Source organism: Kribbella hippodromi, from assembly GCF_039531045.1.
Lineage (GTDB): Bacteria > Actinomycetota > Actinomycetes > Propionibacteriales > Kribbellaceae > Kribbella > Kribbella hippodromi.
On record NZ_BAAAPH010000032.1, the window covers coordinates 43,391 to 56,791 of the forward strand.

Sequence of the window (13,401 nt, forward strand, 5' to 3'; positions counted from 1 at the left end):
GAGGCGAATCGTGCCCGACAACCTGTTGCGCTGTTCCTTCTGCGGAAAGCCGAAAGACGAAGTCGAGCGGCTGATCGCCGGCCCGGGCGTCTTCATCTGCGACGAGTGCGTCGGCCTGTGCGAACGCTTGCTGACCGGCAAACCGATGCCGTCTTTCCCGCCGCTCGACGGAAAAACCGACGACGAGCTGCTCGCGGACCTCGCCCGAGTCAACGCGGCCCGAGGCCAGATCGACGCGGCAGTCCAGGACCGCGTACACCGCCTGCGCTCCCGCTCAATCACCTGGTCCCGCATCGGCGAAACCCTCGGCATAACCCGCCAGTCCGCCTGGGAACGGTACTCCGGCGAGGAATAGCCCTGCCGGACATCAGTTGCCGAATAGTGAGATGCCCGCAGTTCCCCGCGACGTGCCGGTTCAGGTTGTCCAGCGGCGGATTCGGCCGGGTACGCCGCGGGCGGTCCGGTGGTACTCGGCGAGCAGCACCTCCAGCGCCGGCTTCACGTGCTCCGCGCCCGGCGTCAGCAGGAACGGGAGGACAACCGGCGCAACCGGCTGCCCGTCCGCGCCAACCAGTTCGAGCTGCACCCGCGTGTACGTAACGCCGCGACTGATCGAGTAATCCATCCGGATCTCGGAAATCTCCGCCCAACTCACCCGCCGCCCGCGCCGCGCGATCCCCTCCCCGTCGACAACAACCCGGTCCCGCGGCACCAGCAACCAAACCGCCCACCCCACCAAAGCAAGCACCGGCCCCACAAACACCCCACCAACCACAACCGGCATCTCCGGGTTGGGACTGCTGAACGAGAACCCAAACACCCCCACCAGCACCAGGACCACGCCCAGTACGCCCGCAACCGCCCGCCCCGACGACCGCAACCGAAACCCACCCGCCCGCTGAAACTCCCCAATCAACCTCTCAGTCTCCACAGAAAGCCCACGACTGACCGGCGGCTGAAACGGCAATCCCACACCCCGACCCTACGCGCCCCACCCCTCCACCACCGCCCCACTCAACGCGCCCACCCCACCAACCATCCGCCCCGACCAGCACCACCCGCACGGTCAGAGGTCTGCGGCGAGGGTGTTGAGCCAGAGGTCGTGGTGGGTTTCGGCGTAGTCGGCGGCTGGGCCCCAGAAGTCGGCGTGGCCTTCTGCGTAGAGGGAGGCCCAGGGTTGGGCGCCGGTTTCGTGGCCGCGGATCAGTAGGTCGTACGCTCCCCAGGTACGCGCCGCGATCGTTGCCGGCAGGGCGCAGCGCTGGTCCAGGTCGAGGCCGTAGCCGTCCACCAACGCGCGCAATCGCGGGGCGTCGACGGCCGGGTTGCCGTGCGGAAGGAGCTGTACGAGGGTCAGTGCCGCGTACCCGAGCTCCCACAACCGCGACGACGGACCGGCGTTGTCCCAGTCGATGAACACCCAGCGTCCGCCATCGCGGATGAGATTCCACGGGGCGAGATCGTTGTGGCAGATCAGGTCGCCGCCGGACGGGTCGGGTACGAGCACGTGCCAGACCGCGTCCGCCGGCGGCTGGAAGGTCTCCATCGTGCCGTGGAATGCGCGAATCACCTGCCCGAGCCTGCGCAAGTCGTCCATTGAGTACGGGACCAACGTCGCGCCCGGTACTCCCGGGATGTACTCGAGGACATGACGTCCGCGCTCGTCGCGGCCCAACGTACGCGGCGCGCCGTCGTACTGCTGCTCGGCCAGATGCGTGAGCACCGCCTCGACCGTCGCGGTTTGGGGCAGCGCGGGTTTGCGTACGGTCGCCCCGACGCGTACGACCTGGGCGGCGACGTTTCCGCCGGTCAGCACCTCCTCGGACTCCACGCCCCGATCATCGCGAGCCGGCGACCGGATCGCGACCGGTTTCGCGTCCGGCAAACCCCGGTGCGCCGCGGCCGGGCCGGGCTTTATGGTTGGGCAATGGCGTCGGTCAAGCAGGTTCAGGTCACCTTCGATTGCGCACAGCCGGAGCGCGTGGCTCGGTTCTGGTGCGAGGTGCTCGGGTACGTCGTACCGCCGCCGCCGAAGGGGTTCGAGAGCTGGGAAGCGTACGACCAGGCGCAGCCGGCCGAGCGACAGGGCAGTGCGTTCGCGTGCATGGATCCGAACGGCGTCGGTCCGCGGCTGTTCTTCCAGCGCGTGCCGGAGGGCAAGGTCGTGAAGAACCGGGTGCATCTCGACGTACGCGTCGGGACCGGGCTTGTCGGCGCGGAACGGGTGGCGGCGCTTGAGGCGGAATGTGCGCGACTGCTTCCGCTCGGTGCGACCCGGGTGGAACTCTTGGTGGCCGACGAGGAAAACGAGTCCTGCTTGGTCATGCAGGATGTCGAGGGCAACGAATTCTGCCTTGACTGAAACGGCCGAGCAACTCTTCTCCACCTCGCCCGAACACTGGGCACGAGTCTTCGGATACTGAGTTCTATAGTTGCGCGGTGGACATGAACTCGTACCAGCAGGCCGCGCTTCGTACCGCCGCGCCGAAAGAAAAGCACAACGAATTGTTCCACCTACTGCTCGGCTTGGTAGGCGAAACCGGCGAAATCGCGGAGAAGGCAAAGAAGATCGTCCGCGACAAGGACAGCGACTTCTCCCAATGGGACATCGAAGATCTGAAGAAGGAACTCGGCGACGTACTCTGGTACACCGCGGTAATTGCCGACTACTTCAATGTTTCCCTCGAAGACGTCGCCCAATTGAACATCGCCAAACTCGCCGACCGCCAGAAAAGAGCAGTCCTCGGCGGCAGCGGCGACAACCGCTAACCGCGAGCGCTGCGGGGGCGCCGCTGGGTGAGGGGTCGCGGTGGGTGGCGAATGGGTGGGACAGTGGGTGGATGCTGAGCGAGGTGGCCGACGGGGTTTGGGTGCGGCAGAGTGAGTGGGTTTGGAGCAACGCGACCGTGGTTCGCGGGGACGACGGGTTGATCCTGGTTGATCCCGGTATCGACGGGGCGGATCTGGAAGAGCTTGCTGATGACGTGGAGCGACTCGGCGTACCCGTCGTGGCCGGGTTTTCCACACATCCGCATTGGGATCATCTGCTCTGGCATTCCCGGTTCGGGGGCGTACCGCGGTACGCCACGTCCGCTTGCGCCCAGACCGCCAACGAGGCGCGAGAGCGGGCGCAGGCGATGGCGGCGGAGAGCGCGTCCGGCATTCCGCTCGAGTTGATCGGGTTGATCACCCCGCTGCCCGCGGACGCCGGCCCCGTACCGGGCGAGGTCGTCGAACACGAAGGGCATGCCGTCGGTCACGCCGCACTACTCCTCGCGGACCGCGGCGTACTGATCGCCGGCGACATGCTCTCCGACATCCTGATCCCTATCCTCGACCCACGAAGGTCCAATCAGCTGGCCGCGTACGAGTCAGCTCTCGCCCTTCTCGAGGCGGCCGCTCAACACGTCGACGTACTGATCCCCGGCCACGGAGCCGTTGCCCAAGGCCCCGAAGTCGCGGCCCGCTTCGCCGCCGACCGCGCGTACGTCAACGCCCTACGAGAAGGCCAAAACCCAACCGACCCCCGCCTGGCCCAGGACTGGCTAGCCGCACCCCACCAATCCAACCTCCAACAGGCCAAGCAATCCTCCGACGGGAGCTAGCCTCCGGATGGTTCAGGGTGCGCCGTTGGCCAGGCCGGTGGGACCGGATGCGTCGGGGCGGTGGGTGCGGCGCTGGATGTCGGCTGAGTGGACGCGGACGGTGGACGCCTGGGTCGGTGACCGAATCGCCGAGCACGGCGGTCGGGTGACCGGGACGCCGGTGACCTATCGCGCCCGGTTCTGGTCAGTGGTCCGGTGTTATCCCACTGACAACGGTCTCGTGTGGTTCAAGGAGAACAACCCCGGGCACGGCTTCGAGGCCGGTCTGGTGGACACGTTGGCGCAGCTCGTACCAGATGACGTGATCGCCTCACTCGGGGTTGATCGCGTACGCGGTTGGCTGCTCGCGCCGGATCATGGGGCGACGCTCACTCATGGCGATGTCGAAGACCAGCCGACGCGGTACGCCGTGGTGCAGGCCTTGGCGCGCCTCCAATGCTCTTTGCTCGGCCGCGTCGCCCATCCCGGCATCATCACGCTGGCGCCAAGTACGGCCGGCGACCGCGTACGCTCCATCGCCAACGAATGGGCCGCACTACAGCCAACCCATCCCCTGCACCTCAACGCCAAACTGGTGAAACGCGCCGGGCAAGCAGCGGACGTACTGGATCGGCGGACCGCGTCTATCAGCGACGGTTATCTGACTATTTGGTGCGATTGGCTCGGCGTGGATCTCCAGGTGCTACGCCGCGATCTCGCCGCTACTGAAGCATTGCTCGGCGTGCATCGGCTTGTGTCGTGGTTGCGGCTGGTGCCGTACGCCGACGCGATCGAGTTGCGTACCCGGGCCGAGATACCCCGGCGGTACCTTGCGCAGGTTCTCGCGTTGGCCGGGTGAGGGTGGCTTTCGGTCGGGGTGGGGTTGCGGGCAGAATCGGGGGTGTGAAGAAGCCCGAGACCGACCCCGTTGTCGCGCGCAATCGCAAGGCCGCGCATGACTACCAGCTGGGTGAGTCCTGGGAGGCCGGGATCGTCCTGCAGGGTCCGGAAGTGAAGGCGCTCCGGGCCGGCCGCGCGTCTCTGATCGGTGGTTTCGCGATCATCGAGAACCGGGAGATCTGGCTGCACGGCGTACACATCCCGCAGTACTCCCAGGCGCGCTGGTCCAACGCCGGCTCCCGCCGCAAACGCAAACTCCTCCTGCACCGCGCCCAAATCGACAAAATAGACCGCAAAATCAACGACAGCGGCCTGACCGTGGTTCCGACCGTCCTGTACTTCAAAGACGGCCGGGCCAAGGTCGAAATATCCTTGGCCCGCGGTAAGAAAACCTGGGACAAACGCCAAACCCTGGCCAAACGCGAGGCCACCCGAGAAACCGAACGAGCCCTCAACCGCCACCTGAAGGGCCACCGAACCTGACTACAAATGCCAGGCAGAGCGTGTACTCAAAAGGAATACCAGCGCCCCACGAAGCCGAACGTCCACCGCGCGACGTCCGCCAGCCCACGCCGCAAACTGCGCCGAACAACCGAAACAACCAGCACCAAACAGCCGAACGCCCCCGCCGCAAAAATCAGCAGCGCGACCGCCGTACCAACATCCGCCGCAACCCCCACAACCACAAGCAACACCCCGAAAAGCACCAGCCCAACGACCACATCCCCCCAGCGCTCCCCAAACCCCGGCTCCCCTTTCACATCCTCATGCTGACATGTGTTCTGCGGGGCGCGCGGTGGTTAGGGCTTGAGGGCGCGGGTGGCTATGTAGCTGGGGAGGTAGTGGGCGGTGGCGTCTGCGTGGTGGGGGGCTTCGGCCAGGTGGGTGAGGGTGAAGCCGGCGGCTAGTTGGCCGCCGATTTGGGTGGTGAGGGAGTGGCTGTATTCGATCGGTCCGGTTCCGTACGTGCTCTGTCGTTCGGCGTCTGGGAGGTCGAGGGAGCTGAACGGGAGGCGATGGCGCACGATCAGCTCTTCCCGCTGTTCAAGTGCGGGGACGTCGAAGATGTAGATGTCGGGGTTCATGAACCCTGTCATCAGGATTCCACCGGGGCGTAGTACGCGGAACGACTCGCGCCAGACCGGGGCGAGGTCGGGGCAGAACACGTTGGATACCGGGTTGAACACGACGTCGAAGCTGGCGTCGGGGAACGCGCTCAGGTCACGCATGTCGCCGAGCACCGTACGGATCGCAAGCCCTTCGCGGGCGGCGACTTCCTCGTCGCGGGCCAGCTGTCGCGGCGAGTTGTCCAGTACCGTCACGCCCGCGCCCGCTGCCGCGAGTACCGGCCCTTGCTGCCCTCCGCCGGAAGCCAGGCACAGCACGTCGGCGCCGGTGAGTTCCGCCGGGAACCAGTCGCGGGGCACTGGCTCGTAGCCGATCAGTACGACGGACCAATCGCCGCCCCGCGCCCGCGCGATCACGTCCGGCCCGACCGGGTTGGTCCATTCGTTGCTGTTCTCGACCTCGCGGTCCCAGGCGTCCCGGTTGTACGCCACTGGATCAAAACTGTCCGTCACAACTGCAAAGCTTAGGCAACCTGATGCGTACCCGCCTGCGGATAATCTGCCCGAGCTGAAGGTGCGGGCTCAGCCATGCCGCCGCGAGCTGACGAGCTGACAGCGGCATGACCGAGTCGTTCAGCCTCGTAAGGAGGTGATCGCGCGGGCGGCCAGTTGTTCCGCGCGGTCGGGGTTCGCGAGCCAGCCGATCCAGCCCGCGTCCTGCTGCGGCGTCGACCCGCCGCGGATCGATTCCCGGAAGTCGAGGCAGGCCAGCCAGAGCGGTCGCATCGCCAGTACGCCCGGCAGCCGCTCGACCTCGTCGCCGGTGAGCTGGATGTGCTCGCGATACCCGCGCGCGACCGCGTCGATGCCTTCGCCGTCGCCCTCCCCCGCGGTCGTCAGCAGCCAGGCGAGGGCGGGCAGCCGCGGCCCGCGCCCGGAACCCGCCCAGCCGACGATGGAGAGATCGCCGGGCGTGCCGACCGCCGCCCACGCGTGATAGTTCCCGTGGGTGAACGCCTCGGGCAGGCCTTCCGCGTCGTCGGCCTGCTCGACCTTGTCGCGAAGCCACTCGAACATCTCGCGACCTTCAGGCGCGACCGTGTCCTCGACGCTGACCAGGAAACTCATCGCTGCCGCGAGATCCTGCTTCGGCCGACCCGCGAAGAACGCGCCGTCATGCTCCTCAGCCCCGCCGTCGCGGGCGAGCGCCCCACCTGCCGCGGGCAGTTTGTGCATGCGGCCGAGCAGGGTTCCCAGTTCATGCTGTACTGCCGTCGACGCGGCCGGGCGTCCACTTTCGATGTACTCGGTGACGATCACGCCGCTTCCTTCGAGTACTGAAACGGGATCGTCATGCGCGGGGCGTTCGGCCGGAAAGTCGTTCTTGGCCAGGTACCGCAGGATCTCCGCATCGCCCTCGACCCGGCCGACCGTGTCCGCGGCCGACGAGAAGACCCGGGCGATCCAGGGCGGACCGTCCGCTCGCTTGACCACCAGCGTCCAGGGATAGTGGCCGACCCAGGAGCCGAGCGGCCGCGTCGCGGGATCGTCGTCGATGGGCGCGATCGAGGCGATGCGGATGCCGTACCGGCGCTCGAGGTGCGCCCTCAGTTCGGCAAACTCGACGGGCCGCGTACGCGCGAACGGCGACGTCCGGCCCTTCTCCAACGCGGCGCGAGCCTCCGTGTACCGCAGCCCGGTCTCGCGTGCCCGCTGACGCACCGCGCGCTTGAAACTGCCTTCTTTGGTCATCACAAGCCTCCTCGACGTGCCCATTCCCCCAGCGAAGCGGCACTCGAAACAGGCCTGAACAACAACCGCCTTGAGGGCAGATTCCCCTTCACCTTCACGAGACCCCGGCTGGGGCAAGACCTCAAAGGCTCGGCATCGGCAACACCGTCCCCCGATCGTGCCGGTCCCGAACGACGTTGTCAACGGCACCGGGCGCCGGCCCAGCTGAGAACATCATCGAGCGATCCGACCACGTTGAGCTTCCTCAGCGGGAAGGCTGTTATGAGGTCGCCGACCTTTGTGGCATTCTCACAAGCTTGAACGAACTCGCCGGTACGAGGCTGGTACAGCTCGCCGTCTCCTCTGACGAATTGCCCCCACAGCGCCAACTCCCCAACCTCGCGTCGAGTGTCGGCCTCAATCGCTCCCGCCAGAAAGGTGGGTGGGAACATCGCCCGATAGCCCGGAAGGTTGTAGAGCCACGAACCACCCCGGAGCCGATCGGCCTGCGGCGCAACCCTGCGGGCCTCATTCAACGCGCTGGCCAATTCCGCCCGACGCGCGGCATGTCGGGTGGAACTCAGAGCGCCGGGCCCCTCGCGGTTCGCGAAATGCAGCCGGATCTGGTGGCCGTCGTCTTCTACCTCGTACCAGAAGCATCCATGCGACGACGTACCTAATGACGCACGCAGGTCAAGCCACGATTGGTGTGCGGCCTTGGCTGGATCTCCGTGGTGTACCGCTGCATCAATCGCGCGCCATCCGTCGGAATCCACCAGGGCTGACATGCTGGTCCAGTCATGCCACGCGGTGAGTCGATCGATATGTGCAAGTTCGACGACACGATCGACCCAGTACGCCTGCAGATCAAAGAATGCCCTCTCGAAGAGCAGCGCCCGTGTGGTCACGTTGCCGTAGCGTGCTGCGAACCCGCCCGACCGCGCAACTGATTTGAAGCAGCCGCCCGCGGGTGCAGTTATCCGGTCTGCCCGTCGATGGACTGCCTGATCAAGTCGGCGTGGCCGTTGTGGCGGGCGTACTCCTCGATCATGTGGACCAGGATCCATCGCAAGGTAAAGGTCTCGCCGGTTTTCGGGCTCTTGAGTACTGACTCCTCGTCGAGCCCGCCGCGAGCGAGCGCTTCGTCGATGACAGCATCCGAACGGCTGACGGCCTCGTCGAAGAGCACCCGCAATTCCTTCGGAGTGTCGTCACGAGCCGATTCGAATTCCCAGTTGTCCTCGACGAGAGACCAGTCGACGCTGTCAAAGGGTGGCGCGTACCCCGCGTCCCGGAACCAGTGATCGAACCACTGGGACTCAACCAGCGCGAGGTGCTTCATCAGACCACCCAGCGTCATGTCGGTCGGCGGGCATCGCTGCGCCAACTGCTCCCCGGTCAGGCCGGCGCACTTCCACCGGAGCGTGTCACGCTGGTACGCGAGCGATCCACGCAAGACCGCGACCTCGCTCCCGTGCAGCGGCGCTTCCGTCCGCGCGTCGACATCGAATTCCTGTGCCTCGCTCACAGCTGCGCATCGTACGGGGACTGCCGCTCGCCCAGGTGGACAGCGCCTGGCTCGATCCACGTCCGGTTGGGCCCTCAAGCGCCCAATTCGCCGTGGTAATCTCAGACCGCAGGCGCGGGTTCGTACCCGGTCGTAGGGCGCAGCGGCAGGAAGCCGAAAGGGCAAGGCCCACCTACTTCGAGACCGAAGAGGAGCGCCATGCCCAAGCTCGAAACGTACAAGAAGCAGGCGAAACTGCTCGTTCGCTGGCACCGCGAAGGGAACTTCTCGATCGGCGGCCGCATCCGGCAGCTCGCGCGCTATCGCACGTTGTCCGACCGCGAAGCACTCGCGCTGAAGTTCCCCCTCACCGAAGCCCAAGAGATCATCGCCCTCGAAGCCGGCTACGCCAGCTGGGCCGAACTCAAGGCGAGCACCGAAGCGACCACGCCCACCAGCAAACCGCCGCAGCCCCACGGCACGGCGATCGCGAGCGCCAGACCTGTGCTGTACGTCGCCGATGTCGACGCCTCGGCCACGTTCTATCGGGACCAGCTCGGCTTCCGGATCGACTTCTTGCACGGCAACCCGCCGTTCTACGGATCGGTGTCACGCGACGGCGCGACCTTGCACTTGAAGCACGTAGACGAGCCGGTGTACGCGGCCGGCGCGGCGGAACGAGAAGGGCTCATCATGGCGTACGTCGACGCGCCGAACGTCCGCGACCTTTATGCCGAGTATCAGGCCGCTGAAACCGAGATCGCGCAAAAGCTGACCAAACAAGCCTGGGGCGGCACCGACTTCATCGTCCGCGACCCCGACGGCAACGCAATCGCCTTCGCCGGCTGAGTCCTGACGCGACGGAGTCATGACTGGTTACGCCCAACCATGCCTCCCCCTGACAACGGTCAGCGCGGCGCACGTCGAGAATCGGCTCGCCGATCCCACAGGCGCACTTGCCACGTGCCGCGCTGACCGTACGCACGCCCTTGAGGTCGGCCGATGCTAGGCCGTGAAGATGACGTGGCGCTTGGTCGTGGCGGCCTGGTGCCAGAAGTCGGTGAGAGCAGTGAAGTTGTCCCAGGTGTAGGCGAAGTCCTCGTCTCCGAACTCGGCGTAGTCCGCGGCGTCGATCTGCTCGTACCCTGTGCGCAGCGACTCCTGAGTGACGGACCTGAGCGCGGCAGCGACCGCCGGAACCTGGTCTTTGTCGACCAACACGACCACCTCGTCCTCGCCGCTGCTCAGCAACTTGCCGCCGAGCACGGCGAGGTTGAGCGGACCCGATCCGTTGTCAAAGGCAAGCCGGCCGTCGGTGAGACTCCGGTGGATCGCATCCCAAGCCTTGTCAGTCGCCACGTTGTACTCGTCGTCGCGCTCTTCGATGACCTCGTGCACATACTCAGAGATCGCCTCGTCGTCCCCCTCCATCTCCAGCAGCTGCCCACAATCATCGTCCGTGATCGCAAAGTGCACACCCAGACTCATAGAGTGCCTCCCCTCATCTCGACTTCCCGAGGTGCACATTCTGCACACTCGACCGCTATCGCCATGACAAGGCACACACGCCCGCAACTCGGCAGATCCGCGCGTTAGCCGGCTCCCTCAGGTGGGGACGCCAGACGTCCGTGCCCCAGGACGAGATCGTGACGGAGACCATCGGCAAGAAGGTCCGGCACCACAAGTACCGGGCTCGCCCGCCCGCGCGGGAGGCGCGCCCTTGATCCATAAGCGGTCAGTCCGCCCGCGCGGCGCGCCAGTGGGCGGACGCGAATGCACCTCGTACAACAGTTGCTGTGCGCTACGAGATCGTCGGGGCGAGGGCGAGGTGACAGATGTAGCGGGCGGGGGGCAGCTCGGATTGCCCTGGGTCTTCGATGTACTCACTGATCAGCTCAGACAGGCGTCGTTGGAGCTGTTTGGCTCTCGGTCGAGTGAGGTGGACGGCCGCGTGTTGGTCCCAAACTGCTGGGGCACTGTCGGCAAGCACTGCGGGCCAGAACTGCTCGTTGGCCAGGAGGCTGCGCGGGACGAAGTCTCTGTTCACGGCGCCGTTCGATTGACGGTACAGATGGATACCCCAACCTTGGTCGCGACCTAGCCGTAGCCATGCGGCCTCAAGGCTGGCCTCCAACTCGTTCCAACTATCCTGTCGGCCGGCCCTCAGGAGTTCACCGATGGACACCATGGGTGTGAGTTCCAGCGGGACGAAGACAGAGTCTGCCGCCGAGCGGTAGTAGCGGATGGAGCGGCCGGCGCGCGCCTCAACTCGAGTGCAGCTGAGCAGACCTAGATCGCGCATCTTCTTGATGCGATAGGTCACGGAACCGACGTCGACGCCGAGCTCTCCCGCGACCACTGCGGCTGATGCCTCACGGCCTAGGAAGGGAACGAAGTACCTGCTGGCAGACGGTTCGCTGAGGAACTTGGCCGCTGTCTGGTCGGTCAGGATCAGGGGATTCCTACTAAAGGATCCAGCTGTCATCTTCAGTAGGCTACGCGTGACAGTCACGGGATGGTACGTGTCTTCCGCCATCGCGCCTTTGCGCTCTTGTTCACCGGCAACCTGGCTGCGACTTTCGCCGGCTGGATGTTAGGCATCGCGTTGTCGGTACACGTCTTCGCCCTCACGGGATCTGCTACCGCGGCCGGCGGGTTGTTGATCGCCAATTCGCTCCCAGCCGCCCTTCTCGGCAGCGTGGCAGGAGTTGCCGGCGATCGGATTGACCGCCGCCGGTTGCTGCGCGGGATCAGCGTCATCCGGGTTTTCGTCGTTGCGATCCTGTGGAGCGCCGCGGGGCCGGACAGTCTTTGGGTTCTGTACGCCGTCACAGTCTTGCAGGCCACTGCACAGCAGTTCTTCACTCCAGCGGAGCAGGCGACGATCGCCGATGTGGTGCCGACTGCGGACCTGATTGCGGCGAATGCAGCCAACTCCGCCGGCACGAACGCAACCCGCATGGCGGCGCCGACCTTGGGTGGCCTGCTCATCGGACTGCTCGGCTTCACCATGACTGTGACAGTTGTCGTAGGCTGCCTCGGCTTGGCCGCAGCACTGGTGGCCTTTCTGCCGCCCGACGATGCAGATCGCACCCACAGTTCCGCTTCCCCGGGAGATCCGGGTTCCACTTCTACGCCTTCCAGGACTGGATGGCCGGCCTACGCCAACTACGGAAGAGTGAGCAGGCAAGAGCAGTTCTTGTGTTGCAGGCGTTAGACGCGATCAAAGAAGGTGCACTGTCGACCATCTACCCGGTGTTGATGCTTGGCGTGATCCTTGCATCGCCCTCGCAGATGGGATTGGTGAACAGCAGCTTCGCCGTGACCGCCGTGCTGGTCGCTCCCTTCATCCCGGTCGTGATCCGCAAGCGCGGGTACACGACACCGATCGCACTCGGGGCGGCGGTCAGCGGCATCGGCTTGGCTCTCTTGGCCATCTGGCCAAGCGTGGAGATCGCCTTTGCCACCTTCCTCCTCGGCGGCGCCCCTTTCACCATCTCGTGGGTCGCCTCCAACACCCTTCTGGTGATGTCCGTGCCAGAGCAACACCGAGCACGGGCGGTCGGTACGACGGGCAACATTTACGCGGTCGCAATGCTGTCGAGCGCGGGCATCAGCGGCGTCCTGGCAGACGCCGTAGGCGTGTTACCTGTACTTGCGGCGGCCGCAGCCACCCAAACGATCGCTGGCGCCTTGTTCCTAGCCATGAGTCGACGCGGTCCTAGGCGTCCGAGCGGAGGTGGTTGACGATCGCGGATCTGCTTCAGTGCCCGGCGTATCAGGAAGGCCGACCGGAAATGATCAGCGACTGCCTTTCGGCGGGTGGACTCCCAACTCCACGTCGTCGCTCACGCCAAGGATCAGGCAGAGGGCTGCTCCGTACTCCTGGCAGGTTTGGCCGGACCCGGCAAGAACGGCGAGCGTACTGCGATGGTCGTGCGCCTCGCTGCTCTAAAGCCAGGGGGTTCCGCTGGAGAACATTCAAGACGTGCTCGGGACAGCTCGCCGGCCGTCACCAAGGTCATCTCTGTCAACGTGGCCGAGGACGTGACGCGGGATGCGGTCGACCGGCTCGGCTTCCTGTTCGGGGAGCACGACGAAGAGTGACGTTGGGGTAGGTGTGGGGGTACGGAAGGGTCGCCGGGCGGTTGGGCCGCGCTTCTGGCATGTCCCCGGAAACACAAAAGCCCAGGTCAGAGGGTGTCTGCCTGGGCCTTCGGTTTGCGCGCTCGGAGGGATTCGAACCCCCAACCTTCTGATCCGTAGTCAGATGCTCTATCCGTTGAGCTACGAGCGCTGGACAACGTCGAGTAACGATACATGGAGGGGGTGGGTGTAGGCCAATCGGCTCTTGGTGGGGGTGCTGCGGGGGCGCATCGGGGTGGTTCGTGGCCGGCGCGGGGCGGCGTGGGGCGGCCCGGGTGGTGGGGGCGCGGGGCTTGCCGAGGGCGGTGGGGAGGGTGGTGGCGCGGGTTTGTCGGGCGCTTGCTGGGCCGTTGTGCGGACGACGGGCGGGTTGGAGCGGTCGTTGCCTGGGGTAGGTCCGTCCTGGGGTGGGGCGGTGGTGGTCGTTGGGCGGTGGTGGTCGTTGGGCGGTGGTGGTCGTTGGGCG

19 protein-coding genes and 1 tRNA gene are annotated in these 13,401 nt (G+C 65.9%); 10 read left to right on the forward strand and 10 right to left on the reverse strand.

All coding sequences use genetic code 11. The features are described 5' to 3' along the window. The first annotated feature begins 10 nt into the window (after nt 1-10). Nucleotides 11-355, forward strand: a complete 345-nt coding sequence (locus tag ABD260_RS37700) for a ClpX C4-type zinc finger protein (RefSeq protein ID WP_425553470.1) — start codon at nt 11-13, stop codon at nt 353-355. 60 nt (nt 356-415) lie between these two features. Here the strand turns inward: ABD260_RS37700 and ABD260_RS34425 are convergent, their stop codons facing one another. Together ABD260_RS34425 and ABD260_RS34430 are read right to left on the reverse strand one after the other, a co-directional pair. Further along, the gene (locus ABD260_RS34425) at nt 416-916 is read right to left on the reverse strand and encodes a hypothetical protein (RefSeq protein ID WP_344240598.1); all 501 of its coding nucleotides are present in this window, start codon (nt 914-916) and stop codon (nt 416-418) included. Between the two features lie 150 nt (nt 917-1,066). Continuing rightward, nucleotides 1,067-1,831 carry a phosphotransferase gene (locus tag ABD260_RS34430; RefSeq protein WP_344240600.1) on the reverse strand — a complete coding sequence of 255 codons (765 nt, stop codon included), beginning with the start codon at nt 1,829-1,831 and terminating at the stop codon, nt 1,067-1,069. A gap of 96 nt (nt 1,832-1,927) precedes the next feature. Here ABD260_RS34430 and ABD260_RS34435 point away from each other — a divergent pair, with 96 nt between their 5' ends. The 5 genes from ABD260_RS34435 to smpB all read left to right on the forward strand — a co-directional run bounded on the left by ABD260_RS34435 (nt 1,928) and on the right by smpB (nt 4,967). Further along, the gene (locus ABD260_RS34435) at nt 1,928-2,362 is read left to right on the forward strand and encodes a VOC family protein (protein WP_344240602.1); all 435 of its coding nucleotides are present in this window, start codon (nt 1,928-1,930) and stop codon (nt 2,360-2,362) included. 83 nt (nt 2,363-2,445) lie between these two features. Further along, a complete protein-coding gene (locus tag ABD260_RS34440; RefSeq protein ID WP_344240669.1) occupies nt 2,446-2,769 on the forward strand; it encodes a nucleoside triphosphate pyrophosphohydrolase family protein in 324 nt (107 codons plus the stop codon). Nucleotides 2,770-2,840: 71 nt separating this feature from the next. Then, nucleotides 2,841-3,605 carry an MBL fold metallo-hydrolase gene (locus ABD260_RS34445; RefSeq protein ID WP_344240604.1) on the forward strand — a complete coding sequence of 255 codons (765 nt, stop codon included), beginning with the start codon at nt 2,841-2,843 and terminating at the stop codon, nt 3,603-3,605. A 25-nt stretch (nt 3,606-3,630) separates the two neighbouring features. Next, the gene (locus ABD260_RS34450) at nt 3,631-4,443 is read left to right on the forward strand and encodes a hypothetical protein (RefSeq protein WP_344240606.1); all 813 of its coding nucleotides are present in this window, start codon (nt 3,631-3,633) and stop codon (nt 4,441-4,443) included. Nucleotides 4,444-4,487: 44 nt separating this feature from the next. Then, entirely contained in the window at nt 4,488-4,967 is a 480-nt protein-coding gene (gene smpB / locus ABD260_RS34455; protein WP_344240608.1) for an SsrA-binding protein SmpB, read from the forward strand. 26 nt (nt 4,968-4,993) lie between these two features. Here the strand turns inward: smpB and ABD260_RS34460 are convergent, their stop codons facing one another. The 5 genes from ABD260_RS34460 to ABD260_RS34480 all read right to left on the reverse strand — a co-directional run bounded on the left by ABD260_RS34460 (nt 4,994) and on the right by ABD260_RS34480 (nt 8,810). Then, complete coding sequence (locus ABD260_RS34460; protein WP_344240610.1) at nt 4,994-5,206, reverse strand: hypothetical protein; 213 nt, start codon at nt 5,204-5,206, stop codon at nt 4,994-4,996. A gap of 78 nt (nt 5,207-5,284) precedes the next feature. After that, nucleotides 5,285-6,064 carry a class I SAM-dependent methyltransferase gene (locus tag ABD260_RS34465; RefSeq protein ID WP_344240612.1) on the reverse strand — a complete coding sequence of 260 codons (780 nt, stop codon included), beginning with the start codon at nt 6,062-6,064 and terminating at the stop codon, nt 5,285-5,287. A gap of 120 nt (nt 6,065-6,184) precedes the next feature. Then, nucleotides 6,185-7,303: a phosphotransferase enzyme family protein gene (locus ABD260_RS34470; protein ID WP_344240614.1), complete on the reverse strand. Its 1,119-nt coding sequence runs from the start codon at nt 7,301-7,303 to the stop codon at nt 6,185-6,187. 179 nt (nt 7,304-7,482) lie between these two features. Then, nucleotides 7,483-8,190 (reverse strand): hypothetical protein, encoded by a 708-nt coding sequence (locus tag ABD260_RS34475; protein WP_344240616.1) that lies wholly within the window; start codon nt 8,188-8,190, stop codon nt 7,483-7,485. Nucleotides 8,191-8,258: 68 nt separating this feature from the next. After that, the gene (locus ABD260_RS34480) at nt 8,259-8,810 is read right to left on the reverse strand and encodes a DinB family protein (RefSeq protein WP_344240618.1); all 552 of its coding nucleotides are present in this window, start codon (nt 8,808-8,810) and stop codon (nt 8,259-8,261) included. 198 nt (nt 8,811-9,008) lie between these two features. Here ABD260_RS34480 and ABD260_RS34485 point away from each other — a divergent pair, with 198 nt between their 5' ends. Beyond that, nucleotides 9,009-9,638 carry a glyoxalase superfamily protein gene (locus ABD260_RS34485; RefSeq protein ID WP_344240620.1) on the forward strand — a complete coding sequence of 210 codons (630 nt, stop codon included), beginning with the start codon at nt 9,009-9,011 and terminating at the stop codon, nt 9,636-9,638. Nucleotides 9,639-9,794: 156 nt separating this feature from the next. Here the strand turns inward: ABD260_RS34485 and ABD260_RS34490 are convergent, their stop codons facing one another. Further along, a complete protein-coding gene (locus tag ABD260_RS34490) occupies nt 9,795-10,277 on the reverse strand; it encodes a YfbM family protein (RefSeq protein WP_344240622.1) in 483 nt (160 codons plus the stop codon). A 313-nt stretch (nt 10,278-10,590) separates the two neighbouring features. Beyond that, a complete protein-coding gene (locus ABD260_RS34495) occupies nt 10,591-11,274 on the reverse strand; it encodes a winged helix-turn-helix domain-containing protein (RefSeq protein WP_344240624.1) in 684 nt (227 codons plus the stop codon). Nucleotides 11,275-11,304: 30 nt separating this feature from the next. Between ABD260_RS34495 and ABD260_RS34500 the strand changes: the two genes are divergently transcribed. The 3 genes from ABD260_RS34500 (at nt 11,305) to ABD260_RS34510 (ending at nt 12,896) form a co-directional block, all read left to right on the forward strand. Next, entirely contained in the window at nt 11,305-12,006 is a 702-nt protein-coding gene (locus tag ABD260_RS34500; protein ID WP_344240626.1) for an MFS transporter, read from the forward strand. Further along, nucleotides 11,991-12,536: an MFS transporter gene (locus ABD260_RS34505; RefSeq protein WP_344240628.1), complete on the forward strand. Its 546-nt coding sequence runs from the start codon at nt 11,991-11,993 to the stop codon at nt 12,534-12,536. Before ABD260_RS34500 ends, ABD260_RS34505 begins: the two co-directional genes overlap by 16 nt. A 75-nt stretch (nt 12,537-12,611) precedes the next feature. Next, a complete protein-coding gene (locus tag ABD260_RS34510; protein ID WP_344240630.1) occupies nt 12,612-12,896 on the forward strand; it encodes a hypothetical protein in 285 nt (94 codons plus the stop codon). Nucleotides 12,897-13,013: 117 nt separating this feature from the next. Here the strand turns inward: ABD260_RS34510 and ABD260_RS34515 are convergent. Continuing rightward, nucleotides 13,014-13,086, reverse strand: a tRNA-Arg gene (locus ABD260_RS34515). Nucleotides 13,087-13,401 lie beyond the last annotated feature (315 nt).

Excerpts from the sequence above, each read along its gene's own strand:
- ABD260_RS34435 (WP_344240602.1), top strand. The coding sequence starts at position 1,928 with ATGGCGTCGGTCAAGCAGGTTCAGGTCACCTTCGATTGCGCACAGCCG.
- ABD260_RS34440 (WP_344240669.1), top strand. The coding sequence starts at position 2,446 with ATGAACTCGTACCAGCAGGCCGCGCTTCGTACCGCCGCGCCGAAAGAA.
- ABD260_RS34445 (WP_344240604.1), top strand. The coding sequence starts at position 2,841 with ATGCTGAGCGAGGTGGCCGACGGGGTTTGGGTGCGGCAGAGTGAGTGG.
- ABD260_RS34470 (WP_344240614.1), bottom strand. The coding sequence starts at position 7,303 with ATGACCAAAGAAGGCAGTTTCAAGCGCGCGGTGCGTCAGCGGGCACGC.
- ABD260_RS34485 (WP_344240620.1), top strand. The coding sequence starts at position 9,009 with ATGCCCAAGCTCGAAACGTACAAGAAGCAGGCGAAACTGCTCGTTCGC.
- ABD260_RS34490 (WP_344240622.1), bottom strand. The coding sequence starts at position 10,277 with ATGAGTCTGGGTGTGCACTTTGCGATCACGGACGATGATTGTGGGCAG.
- ABD260_RS34495 (WP_344240624.1), bottom strand. The coding sequence starts at position 11,274 with ATGACAGCTGGATCCTTTAGTAGGAATCCCCTGATCCTGACCGACCAG.
- ABD260_RS34500 (WP_344240626.1), top strand. The coding sequence starts at position 11,305 with ATGGTACGTGTCTTCCGCCATCGCGCCTTTGCGCTCTTGTTCACCGGC.